Source organism: Allosphingosinicella sp., from assembly GCF_036403745.1.
Classification (GTDB): Bacteria; Pseudomonadota; Alphaproteobacteria; order Sphingomonadales; family Sphingomonadaceae; genus Allosphingosinicella.
Map to the genome: position 1 here is coordinate 20368 of NZ_DASWQI010000004.1, position 16204 is coordinate 36571.

Consider the following 16204-nt stretch of genomic DNA (forward strand, 5'->3'; position numbering starts at 1 on the left):
CCCCAGCGGGTGAAAGGCCCCGCGTTCTTCACCCCCTGGGGTCCCGGCCTTCGCTGGGACGACGGAAAGGCTACGACCTCAGCACCACCTCGGACACGCGCCGTTTCCCGCCGGTGCGGGTGAGCTGCACATAGACGTCGATCGTGCGGCTGACATAGTGGCGGACGTCGTCGCGGCCCAATTGGCTGCCGCCCTGGAGGACGAGGAGGACGATCTGCTCGACCGCGCGCTCAGGGCTGTCGGCGTGGACGGTGGTCATCGAGCCGGGGTGGCCGGTGTTGACGGCGCGGAGGAACGCATAGGCCTCGGGTCCGCGGAGCTCGCCGAGGATGATGCGGTCGGGCCGCATGCGCAGCGAGGCGCCGACGAGGTCGTCCGCGCTGACCTGCGCTTCGCCGAGCGCGCTGCGGGCCGCGAGAAGCCCCACCATGTTCTGGTGGGCGACGGCAAGCTCGGGCGTGTCCTCGATGAGGATCAGCCGCTCCTCGGGCGGGACTTCGCGCAGCAAGGCGTTCAAGAATGTCGTCTTGCCGGTCGAGGTGCCGCCGGAGACGAGGATGTTCTTGCGCGCCTTGACCGCGGCGGAGAGCAGGCCCGCAATCTCGCCGCGCTGGAGCATGGCGGCAAGGGCGCGGTCGGTCTCGTCCTTGTCGAAGCCCTGCCGCGCCTTGGTCTCGGCAAAGGCGCCGGTCGCGACATAATCGTCGAGCGCCAGGTCCGGCGAGACGTGCTTGCGGATGGCGAGGGCGAGGGCGCCGCGCGTCGCCGGCGGCGCGACGACCTGAACTCGCGCGCCGTCCGGCAAGGTCGCGGAGAGCAGCGGATGCTCGCGGCTGATCCCCTGGTGGGAGAGGGCGGCGATCTGGCGGGCGAGCCGGGCGAGAGTGGCCTCGTCGAGCCCCGGCGCGTCGTGCCGCTCGATGCCGCCGCCGGTCGTCTCCGCCCAGATCTCGCCAGGGCGGTTGACGTAGATGTCGGTCACGTCCGGCCGCGCCAGCATGCCGGTCAGCGGCGCGAGATAGGCGCGTAGATAGACGCCCGGCTCGCCGGCCGGAGCGGTGGCGGCGGCGGCGCTCACTGGCCCTTTCCGGTGCCCGAGAAATCGAGGTCGTGGGCGACGAACACGCTGATGCTGGTGCCGGCCGGCACCGTCACCGTCGGCACGATCCGGGCCGACTGGAGAAGGGCGGGCGACAGGGTCTGGGTCGATCCCGGCAGCGCCACCACCACGCTCGGCGAGGCGGCGCGGCTGGCGATGTTGACGCCGACGTCGAGCGCCGACTGGAGGATGGCGCCGGCGAACCGCTCAAAGAAATGGCTGTTATAATGGCCGCTCACCCCGCCGCGGCCGAGCGTGTCCGTCGCCGGCGAGGCGAGGGCGATGGTGATGCCGTCCGGCCGGATCAGCCGCGTCCAGTTGATCAAAGCGCGCTTCTGGCCGGGCGCGATGTCGGCGCGATATTCGCCGGTGAGGCGGCTGCCGCGCGGGATGAGGATGCGGCTGCCGTCGAAGCCGCGCACGTCGCGCGAGACCACCGCGCGGGCGAAGCCGGGGCGGGTCGAATCGAACGCCGTTTCGAGCACGGCGGGGATCAACGTTCCCTGGGCGACGGTGACGCCGCGGTTGGCGAAGACGCCGGCGCGGACGCGGCCGCCGCCCTGGCTGCCGCCGAGCGCCTGCGCATCGCTCGCCGCCTGCGCGGCGACGACGGCGGAGGGAGGGACCGGCGGCGCGCTGGTCGTGTCGATGACGAGGGTCGGGCTGTTGGAGGTCCGCTGCGGCGGCGGCGGCTGATATTGCGGCTGCTGCTGGATGTAGACCGGTGGCGGCGGGGGCGGCGGCGGAGCCGGACGCGGCGGCGCCGTTACCAGCCGCAACGGCTGCGGCGGCGCGGGCGGCGCGACCGCCATCACCGGCGGGGGCGGGGCCGGCACGGGCGGGATGTAAAGCGCCGGCGGCGGCGACGTCGGCAGCGGCTGGGCGCCGCGCGCGGTGACGCTCGGCTGCGACAGCGTCTGCCGCCGCGAATTCAGGACGAAGAAGAGGAGGAGCGCCGCCACCGCAATGCCGATCGCAATGACGAGCGGGGAGGCACCGCCGCGGGGCAAAGGGACGACGGGGCGCACGCCCTCCTCGCGCGGCGGCTCGGCGGCGCGGGCGGTGACGCGCGGGTCGGTCGGCGGCGTGACGCTGGCCATTATTTGTCCACTCTGACGCGGGTGGCGGTGGCGGCCGCCTTGTCGATGCGGAAGACGAGCTTCTGGGCGACGCTGTCGATGACGAACACGTCGTCGCGCATCATGCCGTTGACCACCATCTCCTGGCCGGTGTCGCTGATCGCGTAGACGGCGGGCAGCGCCCGGTCCCGCGGCCAGCGGACATAGGTATGGCGGCCGTCGTCGCTGATCTCGCTCGGCCGCAGCGACTTGTCGCCGCCGAGGCGGTAGCGGCCTTCGCCCGATGCGCTCGGCGCATCGTCGAGCGAGGCCCCGCCGGCGCTGCCGTTCGGGTAGCGGAAGCGGACGGTATAGGCCATGTCGCCCGATGCGCCGGAGAGCGGCACCAGCTCGAAATTGTAGAGGCGGACGCTCGTCACCACGGTCATGTTGGTCGAGACGCCGCCCTGGATCGCCTTGACGAACAGATGGTCGCCGCGGCGGTTGGCGGTGACCTGCCAGGCGGCGCTGTCGCCGACGGCGACATTCTCGACCTGCTCGTCGGGCGAAAGCTCGACCGTCACCTGGTAGCCGGCCGCGCCCTGCAGCTGGACCACCTGGTCCGCGACATAGTCGATCGACTGGATGCGCGGGTCGCCCGTGCCCGGCTTCGGCTTCACCTGCGCGGCCGCCGGACCGGCGGCGACGAGCGCCGCGGCGAGGAAGAGGAGGACGGCTCTCACAGCTCGGGCTCGGGCCGGCGCGGCCGCTGCGGGTTGCGCGCGGCCATAGCGGCGCGGGCGGCCTCGGCGGTCGCCTGGCCGAGCGCCGCGGAGCCGGGGGCGTTGGGGGTGGTGGTGACGGTGGTGCTGGAGCCCGGGACGACGACGACCGGCAGCGGCGCCGCGGCACCCGGGACGACGGTGGTTCCCGGCACGACTGCCACGTCCGGCGCCGGCGCGCTCTCGGCGTCGCGGCGGTAGCGCAGCACCTGGAAGCCGAGCGGGTTCACGAACCTATCCTCGAGCTTCATCGGCTCGCCCGAATAGCGGTAGCGGATCACCGACACCCAGGAGCGGGGCGGCTGCACCGCGCCGCCGGCGTCATGGCGCACCGTGTCGAAGCGGACGAGGGCGACGTTCGGCCCGACCGGCGACACGCTCTTCACCCGCGTCTCGACGACGCTGGTCGCCGGGTAGAGGACGAGGGGGCTCTGCGGGTTCGAGACCTGCATCAGGCCGAGATATTCGGCGCGGGCATTCTCCGCCGACCACAAGGCGACCTTGCGGTAATTGGCCTGGGCGATGTCGCGGTCGTAGCTCTCGCGGGCGATGACGTACTGGACGAGGAAGCTCTGGGTCAGCGCCGCGTCGGGCGAGACCTTGTCCGCGTCGAGCGGCTTCAGCGCCTGGACGTAGCCGGTCGTCCGGTCGACCAGCAACGTATAGGGCACCACCGTCTTGAGCGGCGTCAGCACGAGGAGGGCGACGGCCTCGAGGATGGCGATCGCGGCGGCGCCCCCCGCCACCCACCAGGCGGTGCGCTGCGATTTGGCGAGCGCCTCCTGCCGGTCGCGATTCCAGGTCGCGGCCTCCTTGTAATAGGTTTCGCGGCTATGTTCGTTCATGTCCGGCGGTCCCGTCGCCCGGCGCTGGCGGAGACCCGGCCGCGGGTGCGGCGCGGGAAGCTCTGGCCGAGCGGAACGGGTCCAAGTGGTTCAGATGCGTCGTGCGGCCGGCCGCCATGCGCCTGCGGCCGTCCACCGGGGCCGGCGGGGTCGCCGCGGCCGGGCGTGTAGGCGGCGACTTGCGTATTCCCCGCCTCGCGCCGCTGGGTGGCGGCGACGGCGTCGACGACGGTGGCTGCACGGCTGCGCCCTTCCGCAGGCGCCGCGGCACCGGCTGCTCCCGCCGCGCCGGCCGGGACGGCGTCGCGGCCCTGCAGCATCTCGACGACGCGGCCGGGGCCGGCATGCCAGATCGGCGCGAGGCGGAAGCCCCAGGCGATCCGCGCCGCGCCGTAGAGCATGGCGAGGATGATGACGGCGAAGACGATGGTGACGACGAGCAATTCCACCGGCATCCCCGGCAGCCATTCGTCGGCGGTCCGGCGGGCGAGGAGCTGCGTCAGCCACGGCTCGATCAGCGCCAGCTCCGCGCCCAGGGCCACCGCCGTCCCGAACGCCGCCAGCGCCGCCCCCGCAAGCACCCGTATCCAGCCTTCGAACAGCGAGCGCGTATTCTCGAACAGCAGGAAGGCGACGAACAGCGGCCCCACCGCGAGCAGGAGGCCGGCGATCATCCGCGCCGCCGCGAGCCCAGCGATGGCGCCGACCAGGAACAGCATGCGCGCGCCGCCGATCGCGAAGGTGTTGAACCCAGGATAGGGCTGCGGCACCGTCTGGGTGACCGCCGCGACCTGATTGGCGTCGACCGGCACCGGCGGGTGTCCCTCGCCGAGGATGGCGAGCGCCGTCATCGCCTGGTCCGCAACGTCGAGCCGTTCGACGAGCCCGCCGCCCGCGCCCGGCAGCCCGCTCGGCGCGCCGATCTCCGTCGCCAGCTCGGCGGGACCGCGTAGCGCCACGTCGTAGACCAGCGTGCGATAGGCCGGCCAACTCGTCGCCAGCGCCAGCACGATGGCGATCTTGGCGAAGGAGAACATGCCGCTGCGAAGGTCCGGCCCGTAGCCGAGCAGCAGCCGGTAGCCGAACAGCGCGATGAACAGGGTCATGAAGCCGGTGAGGGCGAGGCTCAGGGTCGAGCCGGGGGTGGCAAGCGCCTGGTAGCCGCCGGCGCCGAGCGTCGCCGCCTGGCAATCGACGAAGGCCATCATCGAGCGGACGAAGCCCGCCTCGGGCACCAGGGCCGGGCATTCCATCACGCATGCTCCAGCAGGCGCGGGATCCACTCGGCGGGATCGTCGCCGGTCTCGGCGCGAATCTCGTCCAGAAGCCGCACGGTGCGCTCGCGGCCCGACAGGATGGTGAGGAGGTCCTGCTCGCCCGACAGGTTCAGGCGCGCGACGACGCTGTCGTTGCCGTGCTTGACGAGGAAGCAATGGGCGTTGTCCGGCAAGGTCCGCACCAGCTCGTACTCGTGCGGGGTGAGGCCGAAGCCGCCGATATAATCGTCCGCCCGCGCCTTGGGATTGGCCATGAAGATCTGCGTCGCCGCCTGCTCGATGATCGCGCTGGCGATGCGGCTCTCCAGGGCGTCCTGCGCGCTCTGGGTGGCGAAGCCGACGATGCCGTTCCTTTTCCGGATCGTCTTTTCCCAATCCTTGATGCGGCGGACGAACACGTCATCGTCCAGCGCCTTCCAGCCTTCGTCGACGACGATGATCGCCGGGCTGCCGTCCAGGCGCTCCTCCACCCGGTGGAAGAGGTACATCATCGCCGGGCTGCGCAAAGCGGGATCGTCGAGGATCTGGGTCATGTCGAACCCGACAGTTTCCGCGGTCAGGTCCGTCTTGTCGCGGGCATTGTCGAACATCCACGCCCGCTCGCCGTCGCCCCACCAGGGCCGGAGCCGCGACCATAAATCGTTGGCGGACGGGCGGTGGCCGCCGCGGAACAGCTCCGCCAGATGGCGCAGCCGGCGATGGTCCTCGGGCTGCTCGTAATTGGCGTCGATCGCGTCCTTGATCCGCGCCGTGTCGTCGATGTCCGCGCCGCCCGCCAGCAAAGCAACCCAGTCGATCAGGAACTGGCGGTTGACCGGATTGTCGGGGAGCTGGAGCGGGTTGAGGCCGGACGGCGTCCCCGGCCGCAGCAAATCGTACCGCCCGCCGATGGCGCGGATGAACAGCTCCGCGCCGCGGTCCTTGTCGAAGAAGATGATCCGCGGCCGGAACTTGCGCGCTTGCGCGAGGAGGAAGTTCAGCACCACGGTCTTGCCCGAGCCGGACGGGCCGATCACGGTGAAGTTGCCGAGGTCGCCCTGATGGAAGTTGAAATAATAAGGGCCGGCGGCGGTGGTCTCGAGGAGAGTCACCGCCTCGCCCCAATGGTTGGCCTGGGCCCGGCCCAAGGGGAAGTTATGGCTGCTCGCCAACCCCGAGAAATTCCCGGTGGAGACGAGGCCCCGGCGGGCGATATATCTGAAATTGCCGGGGAATTGCGCCCAGAAAGCGGGCTCGAGCGCGATCTCCTCGCGCACCGAGATGATGCCGAGGTCGGCGAGCGCGGCCTGCACCTCCGCCACCCCGTCGTCGACGCCGCCCGGCGTGTCGGCGCGGATGGCGATGGTCATGTGATGCTCGCCGAAGCCGGCGCGGCCGGCGGCGACCTCGTCCTTCGCGCTGGCCAGCTCGGAGCGCAGGCTCACCGCCTCGTCCTCGGCCGAGCGCATGCGCCTGAGCGCCAGGTTCATCCGCCCGAGGGCCGCCTGCCGCTCGACGAAGCCGAACGATTGCGAGACGGTGATTTCGAACGGCAGACGCAGCAGCTCGTCGAGCATGCCGGGCACGGTCTGCGCCGGATAATCCTTGATCGAGACGATGCCGACGAAGTTGCGCGGCGACGCGCCTGCCGGCCCGAGCTCCACCGTTTCCTGGCCAAAGCTGATTCGGCGGTAGGGGAGATAGTCGCCGAGATCCTCGAGCGGCATCAGCACCGGCCGCATCTCGCCATTGTAGAGCAATGAGAGGAACTCGAGCGGCTCCGAGCAGGGCCCGTGCGGCGTGTCGTAGACGCCGAGCAGCCGCGGCTCGTAGCTGCCCAGCGCCGCCATCAGCGCGTCGCGCGCCTGGTCGAGCTGGTGGCGCTCATAGGCGCCGGTCGCCTCCGGCTGCGTCGTCGCCGCGCGCCCGAGCCGCTCGCGGAACCGGTCGAGCCGCCCGACCCGGCCCTGCAGCGGCCGGCGGATGAGGGTCAGGAAGATATCGTTGACGTAGAGCTTCTTGCCTTCCAGCCGCGTCCGCCACGCCGCGTCGAGCTGGCGCGAGAAGGCGTCCGGGTGCCCGCCGGACAGCCCCGCCTCGATCCGCCGCCGCACGACATGGTGGTAGACGGCGTAGCGTGAGGAGCCGATCGCCTGCAGCATCGCATCGCGCAGGCGCTTCCTGTAATTCAGTTCCTCGGTGTCGGCGGTTTCGAACAGCAGGCCGCGCAGGTGGATGACCTGCATGAGCAGCCCGTCGCGCGTCTCGATGGTGAAATCGTCGACATGGCGCGCGTAGGGAAGGTGCTTCCCCGCAGGCTGCTCTTTGGCCGGCGCGCGCCGGTCGTTGGTCAGGGGCGGTAGGAGTTGCATCCCCACACCTTGTGGTTCTTGACCCGGGGGCAGCGCGACGCGCGCGTCAGCCACAGGTCGAAGAAGCGCGGCTCGCGCAGGCACAGCAGCACGCCGATGAAGTGGATGACCAGCGCCGCGAGGATCGCCCAGAAGGAGTGGAAGATCAGGAACAGCTCGGTCGCCACCACCGCGTTGGCGATGAAATAGGAATAGGTCACGCCCCCGAACATCTGCGGGCGCGTCAGGGCGACGAACAGCCTGTCATGTTCGAGCCCGTTCAAGGCTCAGCCCCCGAGCGACGAGGTGGACTGGATCCCGGCGACGATCGACGCCGCGCCGAACAGGATGAAGCAGCCGAGGATGACGGTCGCGCCGTAGCGCCAGTTGATCCGTCCGGTGAGCATCAGGAAGCCGACCGAGGCGACGGCGATCACGGCCACGACCGTGGCGACCGTGCCGAGCAGGGTGCCCTGCAGCCACCGCACCGCGGAGACGATGACGCCCGACCCCTGCGGATCGGCGCCGGAATAGCTGTCCTGCGCCATCGCGGCGCTTGCCCACGCCACTGCGCCTGCCGCAAAAGCCGCACGAAACCAACGATGTAACACTCGAATCACAAGTCGCTCCCCCGGGTCCGCTTCGAATCGGACCTTCCAGCCAGCCGATATTGCTCTCTTGTCAGGGACTTGCCAATAGCAGCGGGCGCGCGGTCTCCACTGGATGTGCCGATTCGGGCGCGGCCGGCCTGGACCTTTCCACTTTTTGCAGCAATTGTTGCAGCGATCATGCCCCGCAACGTCCGCCTCTCCGACCTCGCCCAACTTGCCGGCGTGTCCACCTCGACCGCCTCGCGCGCCCTCAATGACCATCCGGCGATCAACGCCCGCACCAAGCAACTGATCTGGAAGCTCGCCCGCGAGCACGATTACCCGTTCCGCCGCTACATGCCGGCCGGACCGATCGGCGCGACCGGCACCATCGCCCTCGTCGTGCCGAGGCCGCAGGGGCGCGACACTCAGCTCGACGACCCCTTCTTCCTTGAGCTCGTCGCCGGCCTCGGCGACGCCGCGCGGGAGCGGGGCTGCGACCTCCTCGTCAGCCATTTCGCCCCAGCGAGCTATGACGACCTCGCCAGCGCGATGACGACCAGCCGCGCCGACGGCGTCATCTTCCTCGGCCAGAGCTCGCTCCACCACGCCTTCAACCGTCTCGCCGCCGCCGACAGCCGCTTCGCCGTCTGGGGCGCGCAGCTCCCCGACCAGGCCTATTGCTCGGTGGGGTCCGACAATCATGCCGGCGGCAAGCGCGCCACGCTCCACCTCGCGCGGCTTGGGTGCCGCCGCATCGTCTATCTCGGCGACACCGAGGCGCCCGAAGTCGCCCAGCGCGTCCGCGGCTATTCCGAAGCGCTCGACCAGGCGAAGCTCAGGCTGGAGCCGGAGCTGATGGTACCGGCCCATTTCACCGTCGAATCGGCCGAAGCCGCGGTCCACGCCCTGCTCGCCCGCGGCATCGCCTTCGACGGCATCGTCGCCGCCAGCGACCTCATCGCCCTCGGCGCCATCCGCGCGCTCCTCCACGAGGGCCGCAGCGTGCCCGGCGACGTCGCCGTGGTCGGCTATGACGACGTCCCCTTCGCCCGCTACAGCCGCCCCGCTTTGACCACCATCCAGCAGGACACCGTCCGCGCGGGCAGGCTGCTGGTGTCGAAATTACTCGATGCTGGCCCCGGCGGCGAAATGCGCTCGGAGCGGCTGGCGACGGACTTGATCGTCAGAGAGAGCTGCGGGGGGTAGTGCCCAGTGCCTCCCCGCGCGAAGCGGGGGGAGGGTGGTGGAGGGGTATTATCATTCGCTTCGGGGGTAGAAGGCATAAGCGCCTGGGGTCTCGGAAGACCCCTCCACCAGCTTCGCTGGTCCCCCTCCCCATCCTGCGGATGGGGAGGCACTAAAGGCGCTCGGCGATCACTCCCGATAGCGGGCCCGGAAACGATCCCGCCTCCGCGATCACCCGCCACCCGCTCGGCAGCGCCCACTGCGCCGCCTCGTCGCCCAGGTTGAACACGCACAGCAGATCGCCGTCGCCGCGCTCGAAGGCGACGAGCGGCTCCGGCACCGGCACCGGCCGCAGTGCGCCGCTGCGGAGCGGCTCGCACTCGCGGCGCAGCGCCACCAAACGCCGCGTGAAGTTGAGCATAGAGCCGTGGTCCGCCTCCTGCCGATCGACGGCCAGCGCCAGATGCGTGGGATCGACCGGCAGCCACGGCTCGGCTGGGGAAAATCCGCCATTCTCCGCCGCCGCGGCCCACGGCATCGGCGTACGCGCCCCGTCTCGTCCCAGCGTGGCCGGCCAGTTGGCGATCGCTTCCGGATCCTGCAGCCGCTCGAACGGCACCTCGGCCTGCGGGAGGCCGAGTTCCTCGCCCTGATAGAGGAACACGTTGCCCCTCAACGCGACGAGGAGGAGCATCGCCAAACGGGCGAACGCCTCCCGGTCCCGGCCCGAGAGCCAGCGCGACACCACGCGCGGGGCGTCGTGGTTGGAAAAGGCCCAGCTCGGCCACCCCTCGCCATCCTCGCCGGGCCACAGCGCCATCGTCTCCTCGATGAGCCGTGGCGTCAGCCGGTCGGCGTAGAGGAAGTTGAAGCCGTAGGCGCTGTTGAGGCGGGCGGGCCCCTGCGTGAACAGCTTCATCTCCCGGTCGGCCTGCTCACCGCCGACCTCGGCGACCATGAAGCGCGCGCCGGGATAGGAATCCGCCAGCGCCCGCACCCGCTCCAGGAAGCCGGTTATGGCGCCGTGCGACTGGTTGTAGATGTGGTGCTGGAAATCGAACGGCCGCAGCCGCCTGGCGCGCGGATCGGCGACCGCCGGGTTATCGCGCAGCGCCGGGTCGTGCATCGCGAAGTTCAGCGCGTCCAAACGGAAGCCGTCGACGCCGCGGTCGAGCCAGAAGCGGGCGGCGTCGAGGATCGCATCCTGCGCCGCCGAATAATGGAGGTTGAGGTCCGGCTGGCTGCTGAGGAAATTGTGGAGATAATATTGGCCGCGCCGGGCGTCCCAGGTCCAGGAGGGGCCGTGGAACACCGATTGCCAATTGTTCGGCGGCGATCCGTCGGCCTTCGCGTCGGCCCAGACGTACCAGTCAGCCTTGGGATTGTCGCGGCTCGAGCGGCTCTCGCGGAACCAGTCATGCTGGTCCGACGTGTGCGACCAGACCTGGTCGATCAGCACCTTGAGCCCCAGCCCGTGCGCCCGCGCCAGCAAGGCGTCGAAATCTGCGAGGGTGCCGAAGATCGGGTCGACGCCGCGATAGTCGGCAATGTCGTAGCCGAAATCCTTCATCGGCGAGGTGAAGAAGGGCGACAGCCAGATCGCGTCGACGCCCAGCGACGCGATATGGTCGAGATGCGCGGTGACTCCGGGCAGGTCGCCGATGCCGTCGCCGTTCGTGTCGGCGAAGGAGCGGGGATAGACTTGGTAGATGACGGCCCCCCGCCACCATGCGGCCACGTCGGCCTGCACCGCCGGAGCGGCGCGTTCGAGAGTGATCCTGCTCACCGTGCCGCCGCCCGGCAGACGACATAGTCGAGCGGGGCGATCTCGACGCTATAGCTCCCCGGCGCGCTCCCCGCGGCGGCGCACCGGCCGTGCACGCTTTGCCAGCGGCCCGAAATGCTTGCCACCGCCACCTGCGCAGCAATGGGCGTCGTGCCGGTGTTGAGCGCGACCAAGGTCTCGCCCCCGCCCGGCGCGATGCGGGAGAAAGCGAACAGTCCCGGCTTGTCGCCGGCGGCGCGGACGACGAGCGCGCCGGCCGTCAGCGCCGGGTCCGAGCGCCGGATCGCCGCCATCTCCGCGAAGGCGCGGTAGAGGATTGCATGTGTGTCGAAGCTCGCCGTCGCCGTCGTGCGGTTCGATCCCACCAAAGTCTCGTCATTGTAGGAGGCAACGCGGCTGGCGAACATGTCCTGCCGCGCCGCCTGGTCGCCGCCATGGCCGGCAAAGCCCTGCTCGTCGCCATAATAGACGACCGGCGTGCCGCGGCCGAACATCATCAGCGCGTGGCCGAGGAGGACCCGCTTCAGCACCTCCGCTTCGGAGGCCTTCGGGTTCGCCTGCCGCACGAAGGACGCGAAGCGGCCGGCATCGTGGTTGCCGAGGAAGGTGGGGAGGGTGCGTGCGCCGGCTTCGCCGCGGGCGTAGAGCGGATCGGCGGCGTAAACGCGGGCCAGATGGTCGGTCCCAGCGCCCTTGGCCACGACATCCACGGCGGCGAACGCGAAGGCGAAGTCGAGCACCGCCGGAAAGCCGTCCACCCTTGTGTGCAGCGCGAGCGGCGCCGGGTCGGGATCGAACACCTCGCCGAAGATGTGGAAGTTCGGAATGCCCCGCGCCTTCGCGCGGGCCATCATCGCCGGGATGAAGGCCTGCCAGAATTCCGGATTGACGTGCCGCGCGGTATCGACCCGGAAGCCGTCGATGCCGAACTGGTCGATCCACGCGCCGTAAATGTCGATGAAGCCGCGCACCACGCGCGGATTCTCGGTCATCACATCGTCGAGGCCGGCGAAATCGCCCTGCAGCGAGCTTTCGCCCTGGAAGGTCGAGTCGCCGCGATTGTGGTAGTAGATTGGGTCGTTCAGCCACTCCGGCTTCTTCACATGCGCTTCGCCCGCGGGAACGTAGGGCGTGTAGGCGTAATCCGGCCGCGTGAGGCGGGCGAAGTTCGCCGCGTCGCGATGGTCGAGGCCCGCAAAGCCGTCGTTGATCGCCGCCCCGCCGACGCCGCCCCGGCGGGCGAACGGATAGTCGCCGATGCTGCGATAGGCGCAGTCGTTGGCCGGGCATTCGCGATATTTGATCACGTCGGCTGTGTGGTTGGTGATGATGTCGAGATAGACCTTGAGGCCGCGCGCATGGGCGGCGTCGACGAATGCCTTCAGATCCGCCTTCGTCCCGAAATGCGGATCGACGTCGGTGAAGTCGGTGATCCAATAGCCGTGATAGCCGGCGCTCTCATGCCCCGGCGGCCCTTGCACCGGCTTGTTCTTGTAGACCGGCCCCAGCCAGATCGCCGTGACGCCGAGGCCCTGGATGTAGTCGAGCCGCTGCGTCAGGCCTTTGAGGTCCCCGCCATGGTAGAAGCCGGTCGCAGTGGGGTCGTAGCCGGTCTGGAGCCGCCCGCCGGTCAGGCCGCCGCGGTCGTTGGAGGGATCACCATTCTCGAACCGGTCAGGAAGGACGAAGTAGATGATCTCCTGCTCCGGCGCGCGCGCACGATAGCTTTGCGCCTGCGCGGCAGGGGCCGCAGCCGGGGCGGCCGCCAGCGCTGCGGCGAGCAAGGCGGCGAACCGGCCGCGTCGGAGCATCCCTTTTCCTCCCCTCATCGGCTGGCGGACGACCGCCGCCGAAACTTTTGCAATTCTTTGCAGAAGCCGAAGCGATTGGCAAGCGCCCGCATTCGCATCGCTTTTCGCCCCTTACACCTCTAACGCTGTGGCGCTGCGGACACAGGAGACGCAGGATTGTAATTTTCCCGCTTGCCTTTCGCGGCAAAGATTTGCACTAATTTGCGCCAAGCCGAAAGACCGCGATGAAGCGGCACGGCGCCGGGCGTCCGCCCGGGGGCAAGAACAGTCGCACGCGACCCGGGTAAGGACGCGACCGCGGCGGGGACGGGAGGATGCACATGGCCAGGATTTCGCAGACGCGGCGGCAGACGCTGCTTGCCGGGGCGGCGCTCGCCGCGTTGACGCTCGGCATCGCTTCGCCCGCGCAGGCGCAGGGCGGCCCGAACGCGCAGCCTCCCGCGCCGGACACGGCGTCGAACCCGAACGATCCGAACGACGTGCAGGAAATCACCGTCACCGGTTTCCGCGCCAGCCTCGAAAGCGCGGTCAACGAAAAGAAGCGCCGCGACCAGGTCGTCGAATCGATCTCGGCCGAGGATATCGGCAAGCTCCCCGACGCCTCGATCGCCGAATCGATCGCGCGTCTCCCCGGCCTCACCTCGCAGCGCGTCTCCGGCCGCTCCAACTCGATCTCGATCCGCGGATTCAGCCCGGACTTCTCGACGACCCTCCTCAATGGCCGCGAGCAGACCTCGACCGGCGACAACCGCGCCGTCGAATATGACCAATATCCGTCCGAAGTGATCAACCAGGTCCTCGTCTACAAGACGCCGATGGCCAGCCTCGTCGGCCAGGGCTTGTCGGGCACGGTGGACCTCAAGACCATCCGCCCGCTCGAATATGGCAAGCGCGTCTTCTCGATCGGCGCGCGCGGCGTCCTTGCCGGTCTCGGCAAGCTCAACGCCGGCTCCGACGACAAGGGTTATCGGGTGAACGGCGTCATCGTCGTGCAGACGCCCGACAAGCGCCTCGGCCTCGCCCTCTCGGGCAGCTACACGGACGAGCCCTACCAGACCGAGGAGTTCAACTCCTGGGGCTATCCCAACGTCGGCAATTCGAGCTCGCCCGTCGTGATCGGCGGTTCCAAATCCTACGTCACCTCCTCGAAGCTGAAGCGCCTCGGCCTCCAGGGCACGCTCGAATTTCGGCCGATGCCGAACTTCACCTCAACCTTCGACGCCTTCTATTCGAACTTCCGCGACGATCAGATCAAGCGCGGCATCGAGCTGCCCCTGTTCTGGAGCTCCGCGCAGCTGCAGCCCGGCTTCACCGCCAGCAACGGCCTCGTCACCTCCGGCACCTTCACCGGCGTCAAGGGCGTGCTGCGCAACGACGCCTTCCAGCGCCACGCCAAGCTCTATTCGTTCGGCTGGAACAACAAGTGGGACGGCGACAATGGCTGGCACGTCATGGGCGACGCCAGTTACTCCCGCACCGATCGCAACGAACTGGTGTTCGAAAGCTATTCGGGCACCGGCCGCAACGCGATCGGCGCCACCGACACGATCGGCTTCAACACCGGGCCGAACGGCACGACCTTCACCCACAATCTCAATTACGGCGATTACAACCAGATCCTGCTGACCAGCCCGCAAGGCTGGGGCGGCGACCAGACGGCGGTGAACGGCACCCGCATCCTGAACGGCCAGGACGGCTATTACAACAACCGCATCGTCCAGGACGAGCTGTTCCAGTTCCGCGGCGAGGTCGAGAAGGAGCTTTCGGGCTTCCTCTCCAGCGTCAAGGCCGGCGCCGATTTCACCAGCCGCACCAAGCGCCTGACGCCGGACGAATATTTCATCGGCCTCGTCGCCAACACCAACGGCACCACCAGCGTGCCGGTGCCGACCCAGTTCCGGCTGGGGACCACCAACCTCAACTATCTCGGCCTCGGCCCGGTGATCAGCTACGATCCGCTCGCTTTGCTAAACGCCGGCGTCTACCAGCGCGTGCCCAACCCTTATGGCGACGTCGTCGTCAAATCCTACGCGATCCGCGAAGAGCAGAAGATCCTCTTCCTGCAGGGCAACATCAAGCAGCAGCTCGGCATGGGCGAGCTGACCGGCAATTTCGGCGTGCAGGCGATCTGGACCGACCAGCGCTCGCAGGGCGCGTCGGCCGTCTATCTCGGCCCGAATGCCAACGGCTCGCCGAACATCGGCGGCCTGCCGCGCAACGTCGACACGAAATATGTCGACGTGCTGCCGAGCGCGAACCTGTCGCTGCGCACCGCCGGCGATTTCGTCATTCGCGCCGCCGCGGCGCGCGAGATCGTCCGCCCCCGCCTCGACGACATGCGGGCGAGCTTCAGCTACGGCTACAACATCGTCGGCCCGGTCGCCTTCGTCAGCGGCAGCAGCGGCAATCCGACGTTGCGGCCGTGGCGCGCCAACGCCCTTGATCTCACCTTCGAGAAATATTGGGGCTCGAAGGGCTACATCGCCCTCCAGCTGTTCTGGAAGGATTTGCAGACCTACGTCTACAACCAGGATTTCAACAATTACGATTTCTCGAGCTTCGTCCTCGCCTCGCCCGGCAACGGCGTCGTCGTAAACCCGATCGGCGCGCTTAACATGCCGGTCAACGGCACGGGCGGAAAGCTTTACGGCGCCGAGCTCGCGGCGACCTTGCCTTTCTCGACCTTCACGCCTGCGCTCGACGGCTTCGGCGTCACCGGCGGCGTCTCCTACACCAAGACGTCGGTCCACCCGTCTCCCGGTGCGCCCGCAGAGGACATTCCCGGCTATTCGAAGTGGGTCGCCAACGGCACCGCTTATTTCGAGAAATGGGGCTTCTCCGCCCGCGGCAGCATCCGCTACCGCTCGACCTTCATCGGCGAGGTGTCGGGCTTCGGCGCCGCCCGCGTCCGCCGCAGGGCCGCGCCGGAGACGATCGTCGACGCGCAGATCGGCTACGAATTCCAGAAGGGGTCACCGCTCTATGGCCTTTCGGTCTATCTCCAGGGCCAGAACCTCACCAACCAGCCGTTCGTCACCTACAATCCGGGCCAGCCCTCGCAGGTGATCGATTATCAGAATTACGGGCGGCGCTACCTCGCCGGCTTCAGCTTCAAGTTCTGACGCCCGGGCCGCGGTGGATGAGGAAAGGGACGGCGCCACCGTCCCTTTTCTTTGTGCGGCGTCCGGCGCACCATGGCGGCGAGGGAGGGTGCCGGTGACCGTGAGCTTGGACGCGACGCGCAAGCCGAAGCTCGGGTTCGCCCAGCTGTGGAACATCTCGTTCGGCTTCTTCGGCATCCAGATCGGCTTCGCGCTGCAGAATGCGAACATGAGCCGCATTTTCCAGTCGCTCGGATCGAGCCTCGACGATTTGCCGGCGCTGTGGATCGCGGCGCCGCTGACCGGGCTGCTGGTCCAGCCGATCATCGGCCACATG

12 protein-coding genes and 1 pseudogene are annotated in these 16204 nt (G+C 69.1%); 3 read left to right on the forward strand and 10 right to left on the reverse strand.

Annotated elements, in window-relative coordinates; all coding sequences use genetic code 11:
• Positions 1-70 precede the first annotated feature (70 nt).
• From virB11 to VGC56_RS00435, 8 genes are read right to left on the reverse strand one after another with little or no spacing between them, the layout of a single operon-like run.
• Positions 71-1078: a P-type DNA transfer ATPase VirB11 gene (gene virB11 / locus VGC56_RS00400; protein WP_464122503.1), complete on the reverse strand. Its 1008-nt coding sequence runs from the start codon at positions 1076-1078 to the stop codon at positions 71-73.
• Entirely contained in the window at positions 1075-2199 is a 1125-nt protein-coding gene (locus VGC56_RS00405; protein WP_464122506.1) for a TrbI/VirB10 family protein, read from the reverse strand. The genes virB11 and VGC56_RS00405 overlap by 4 nt, the downstream gene beginning before the upstream one ends.
• Entirely contained in the window at positions 2199-2900 is a 702-nt protein-coding gene (locus VGC56_RS00410) for a TrbG/VirB9 family P-type conjugative transfer protein (protein ID WP_464122509.1), read from the reverse strand. Before VGC56_RS00410 ends, VGC56_RS00405 begins: the two co-directional genes overlap by 1 nt.
• Complete coding sequence (locus VGC56_RS00415) at positions 2897-3784, reverse strand: VirB8 family type IV secretion system protein (RefSeq protein ID WP_464122512.1); 888 nt, start codon at positions 3782-3784, stop codon at positions 2897-2899. The genes VGC56_RS00410 and VGC56_RS00415 overlap by 4 nt, the downstream gene beginning before the upstream one ends.
• Entirely contained in the window at positions 3781-5037 is a 1257-nt protein-coding gene (locus tag VGC56_RS00420) for a TrbL/VirB6 family protein (protein ID WP_464122515.1), read from the reverse strand. The genes VGC56_RS00415 and VGC56_RS00420 overlap by 4 nt, the downstream gene beginning before the upstream one ends.
• Positions 5037-7412 (reverse strand): VirB4 family type IV secretion/conjugal transfer ATPase, encoded by a 2376-nt coding sequence (locus tag VGC56_RS00425; RefSeq protein ID WP_464122518.1) that lies wholly within the window; start codon positions 7410-7412, stop codon positions 5037-5039. The genes VGC56_RS00420 and VGC56_RS00425 overlap by 1 nt, the downstream gene beginning before the upstream one ends.
• Positions 7391-7624 (reverse strand): VirB3 family type IV secretion system protein, encoded by a 234-nt coding sequence (locus VGC56_RS00430; protein WP_464122530.1) that lies wholly within the window; start codon positions 7622-7624, stop codon positions 7391-7393. The genes VGC56_RS00425 and VGC56_RS00430 overlap by 22 nt, the downstream gene beginning before the upstream one ends.
• 54 nt (positions 7625-7678) lie before the next feature.
• A complete protein-coding gene (locus tag VGC56_RS00435; protein WP_464122532.1) occupies positions 7679-8002 on the reverse strand; it encodes a TrbC/VirB2 family protein in 324 nt (107 codons plus the stop codon).
• Between the two features lie 177 nt (positions 8003-8179).
• On the opposite strand from VGC56_RS00435, the gene VGC56_RS00440 reads away from it, so the two are divergent.
• Positions 8180-9190 (forward strand): LacI family DNA-binding transcriptional regulator, encoded by a 1011-nt coding sequence (locus VGC56_RS00440; protein ID WP_464122521.1) that lies wholly within the window; start codon positions 8180-8182, stop codon positions 9188-9190.
• A gap of 151 nt (positions 9191-9341) precedes the next feature.
• Here VGC56_RS00440 and VGC56_RS00445 read toward each other — a convergent pair whose 3' ends face one another.
• Positions 9342-10955 carry an alpha-amylase family glycosyl hydrolase gene (locus VGC56_RS00445; RefSeq protein WP_464122523.1) on the reverse strand — a complete coding sequence of 538 codons (1614 nt, stop codon included), beginning with the start codon at positions 10953-10955 and terminating at the stop codon, positions 9342-9344.
• Complete coding sequence (locus VGC56_RS00450; RefSeq protein WP_464122525.1) at positions 10952-12766, reverse strand: alpha-amylase family glycosyl hydrolase; 1815 nt, start codon at positions 12764-12766, stop codon at positions 10952-10954. Before VGC56_RS00450 ends, VGC56_RS00445 begins: the two co-directional genes overlap by 4 nt.
• Before the next feature lie 320 nt (positions 12767-13086).
• Here VGC56_RS00450 and VGC56_RS00455 point away from each other — a divergent pair, with 320 nt between their 5' ends.
• Positions 13087-15888: a TonB-dependent receptor gene (locus VGC56_RS00455; RefSeq protein ID WP_464122527.1), complete on the forward strand. Its 2802-nt coding sequence runs from the start codon at positions 13087-13089 to the stop codon at positions 15886-15888.
• A gap of 100 nt (positions 15889-15988) precedes the next feature.
• A pseudogene (locus VGC56_RS00460) lies at positions 15989-16204 on the forward strand (MFS transporter); the annotation flags it as partial.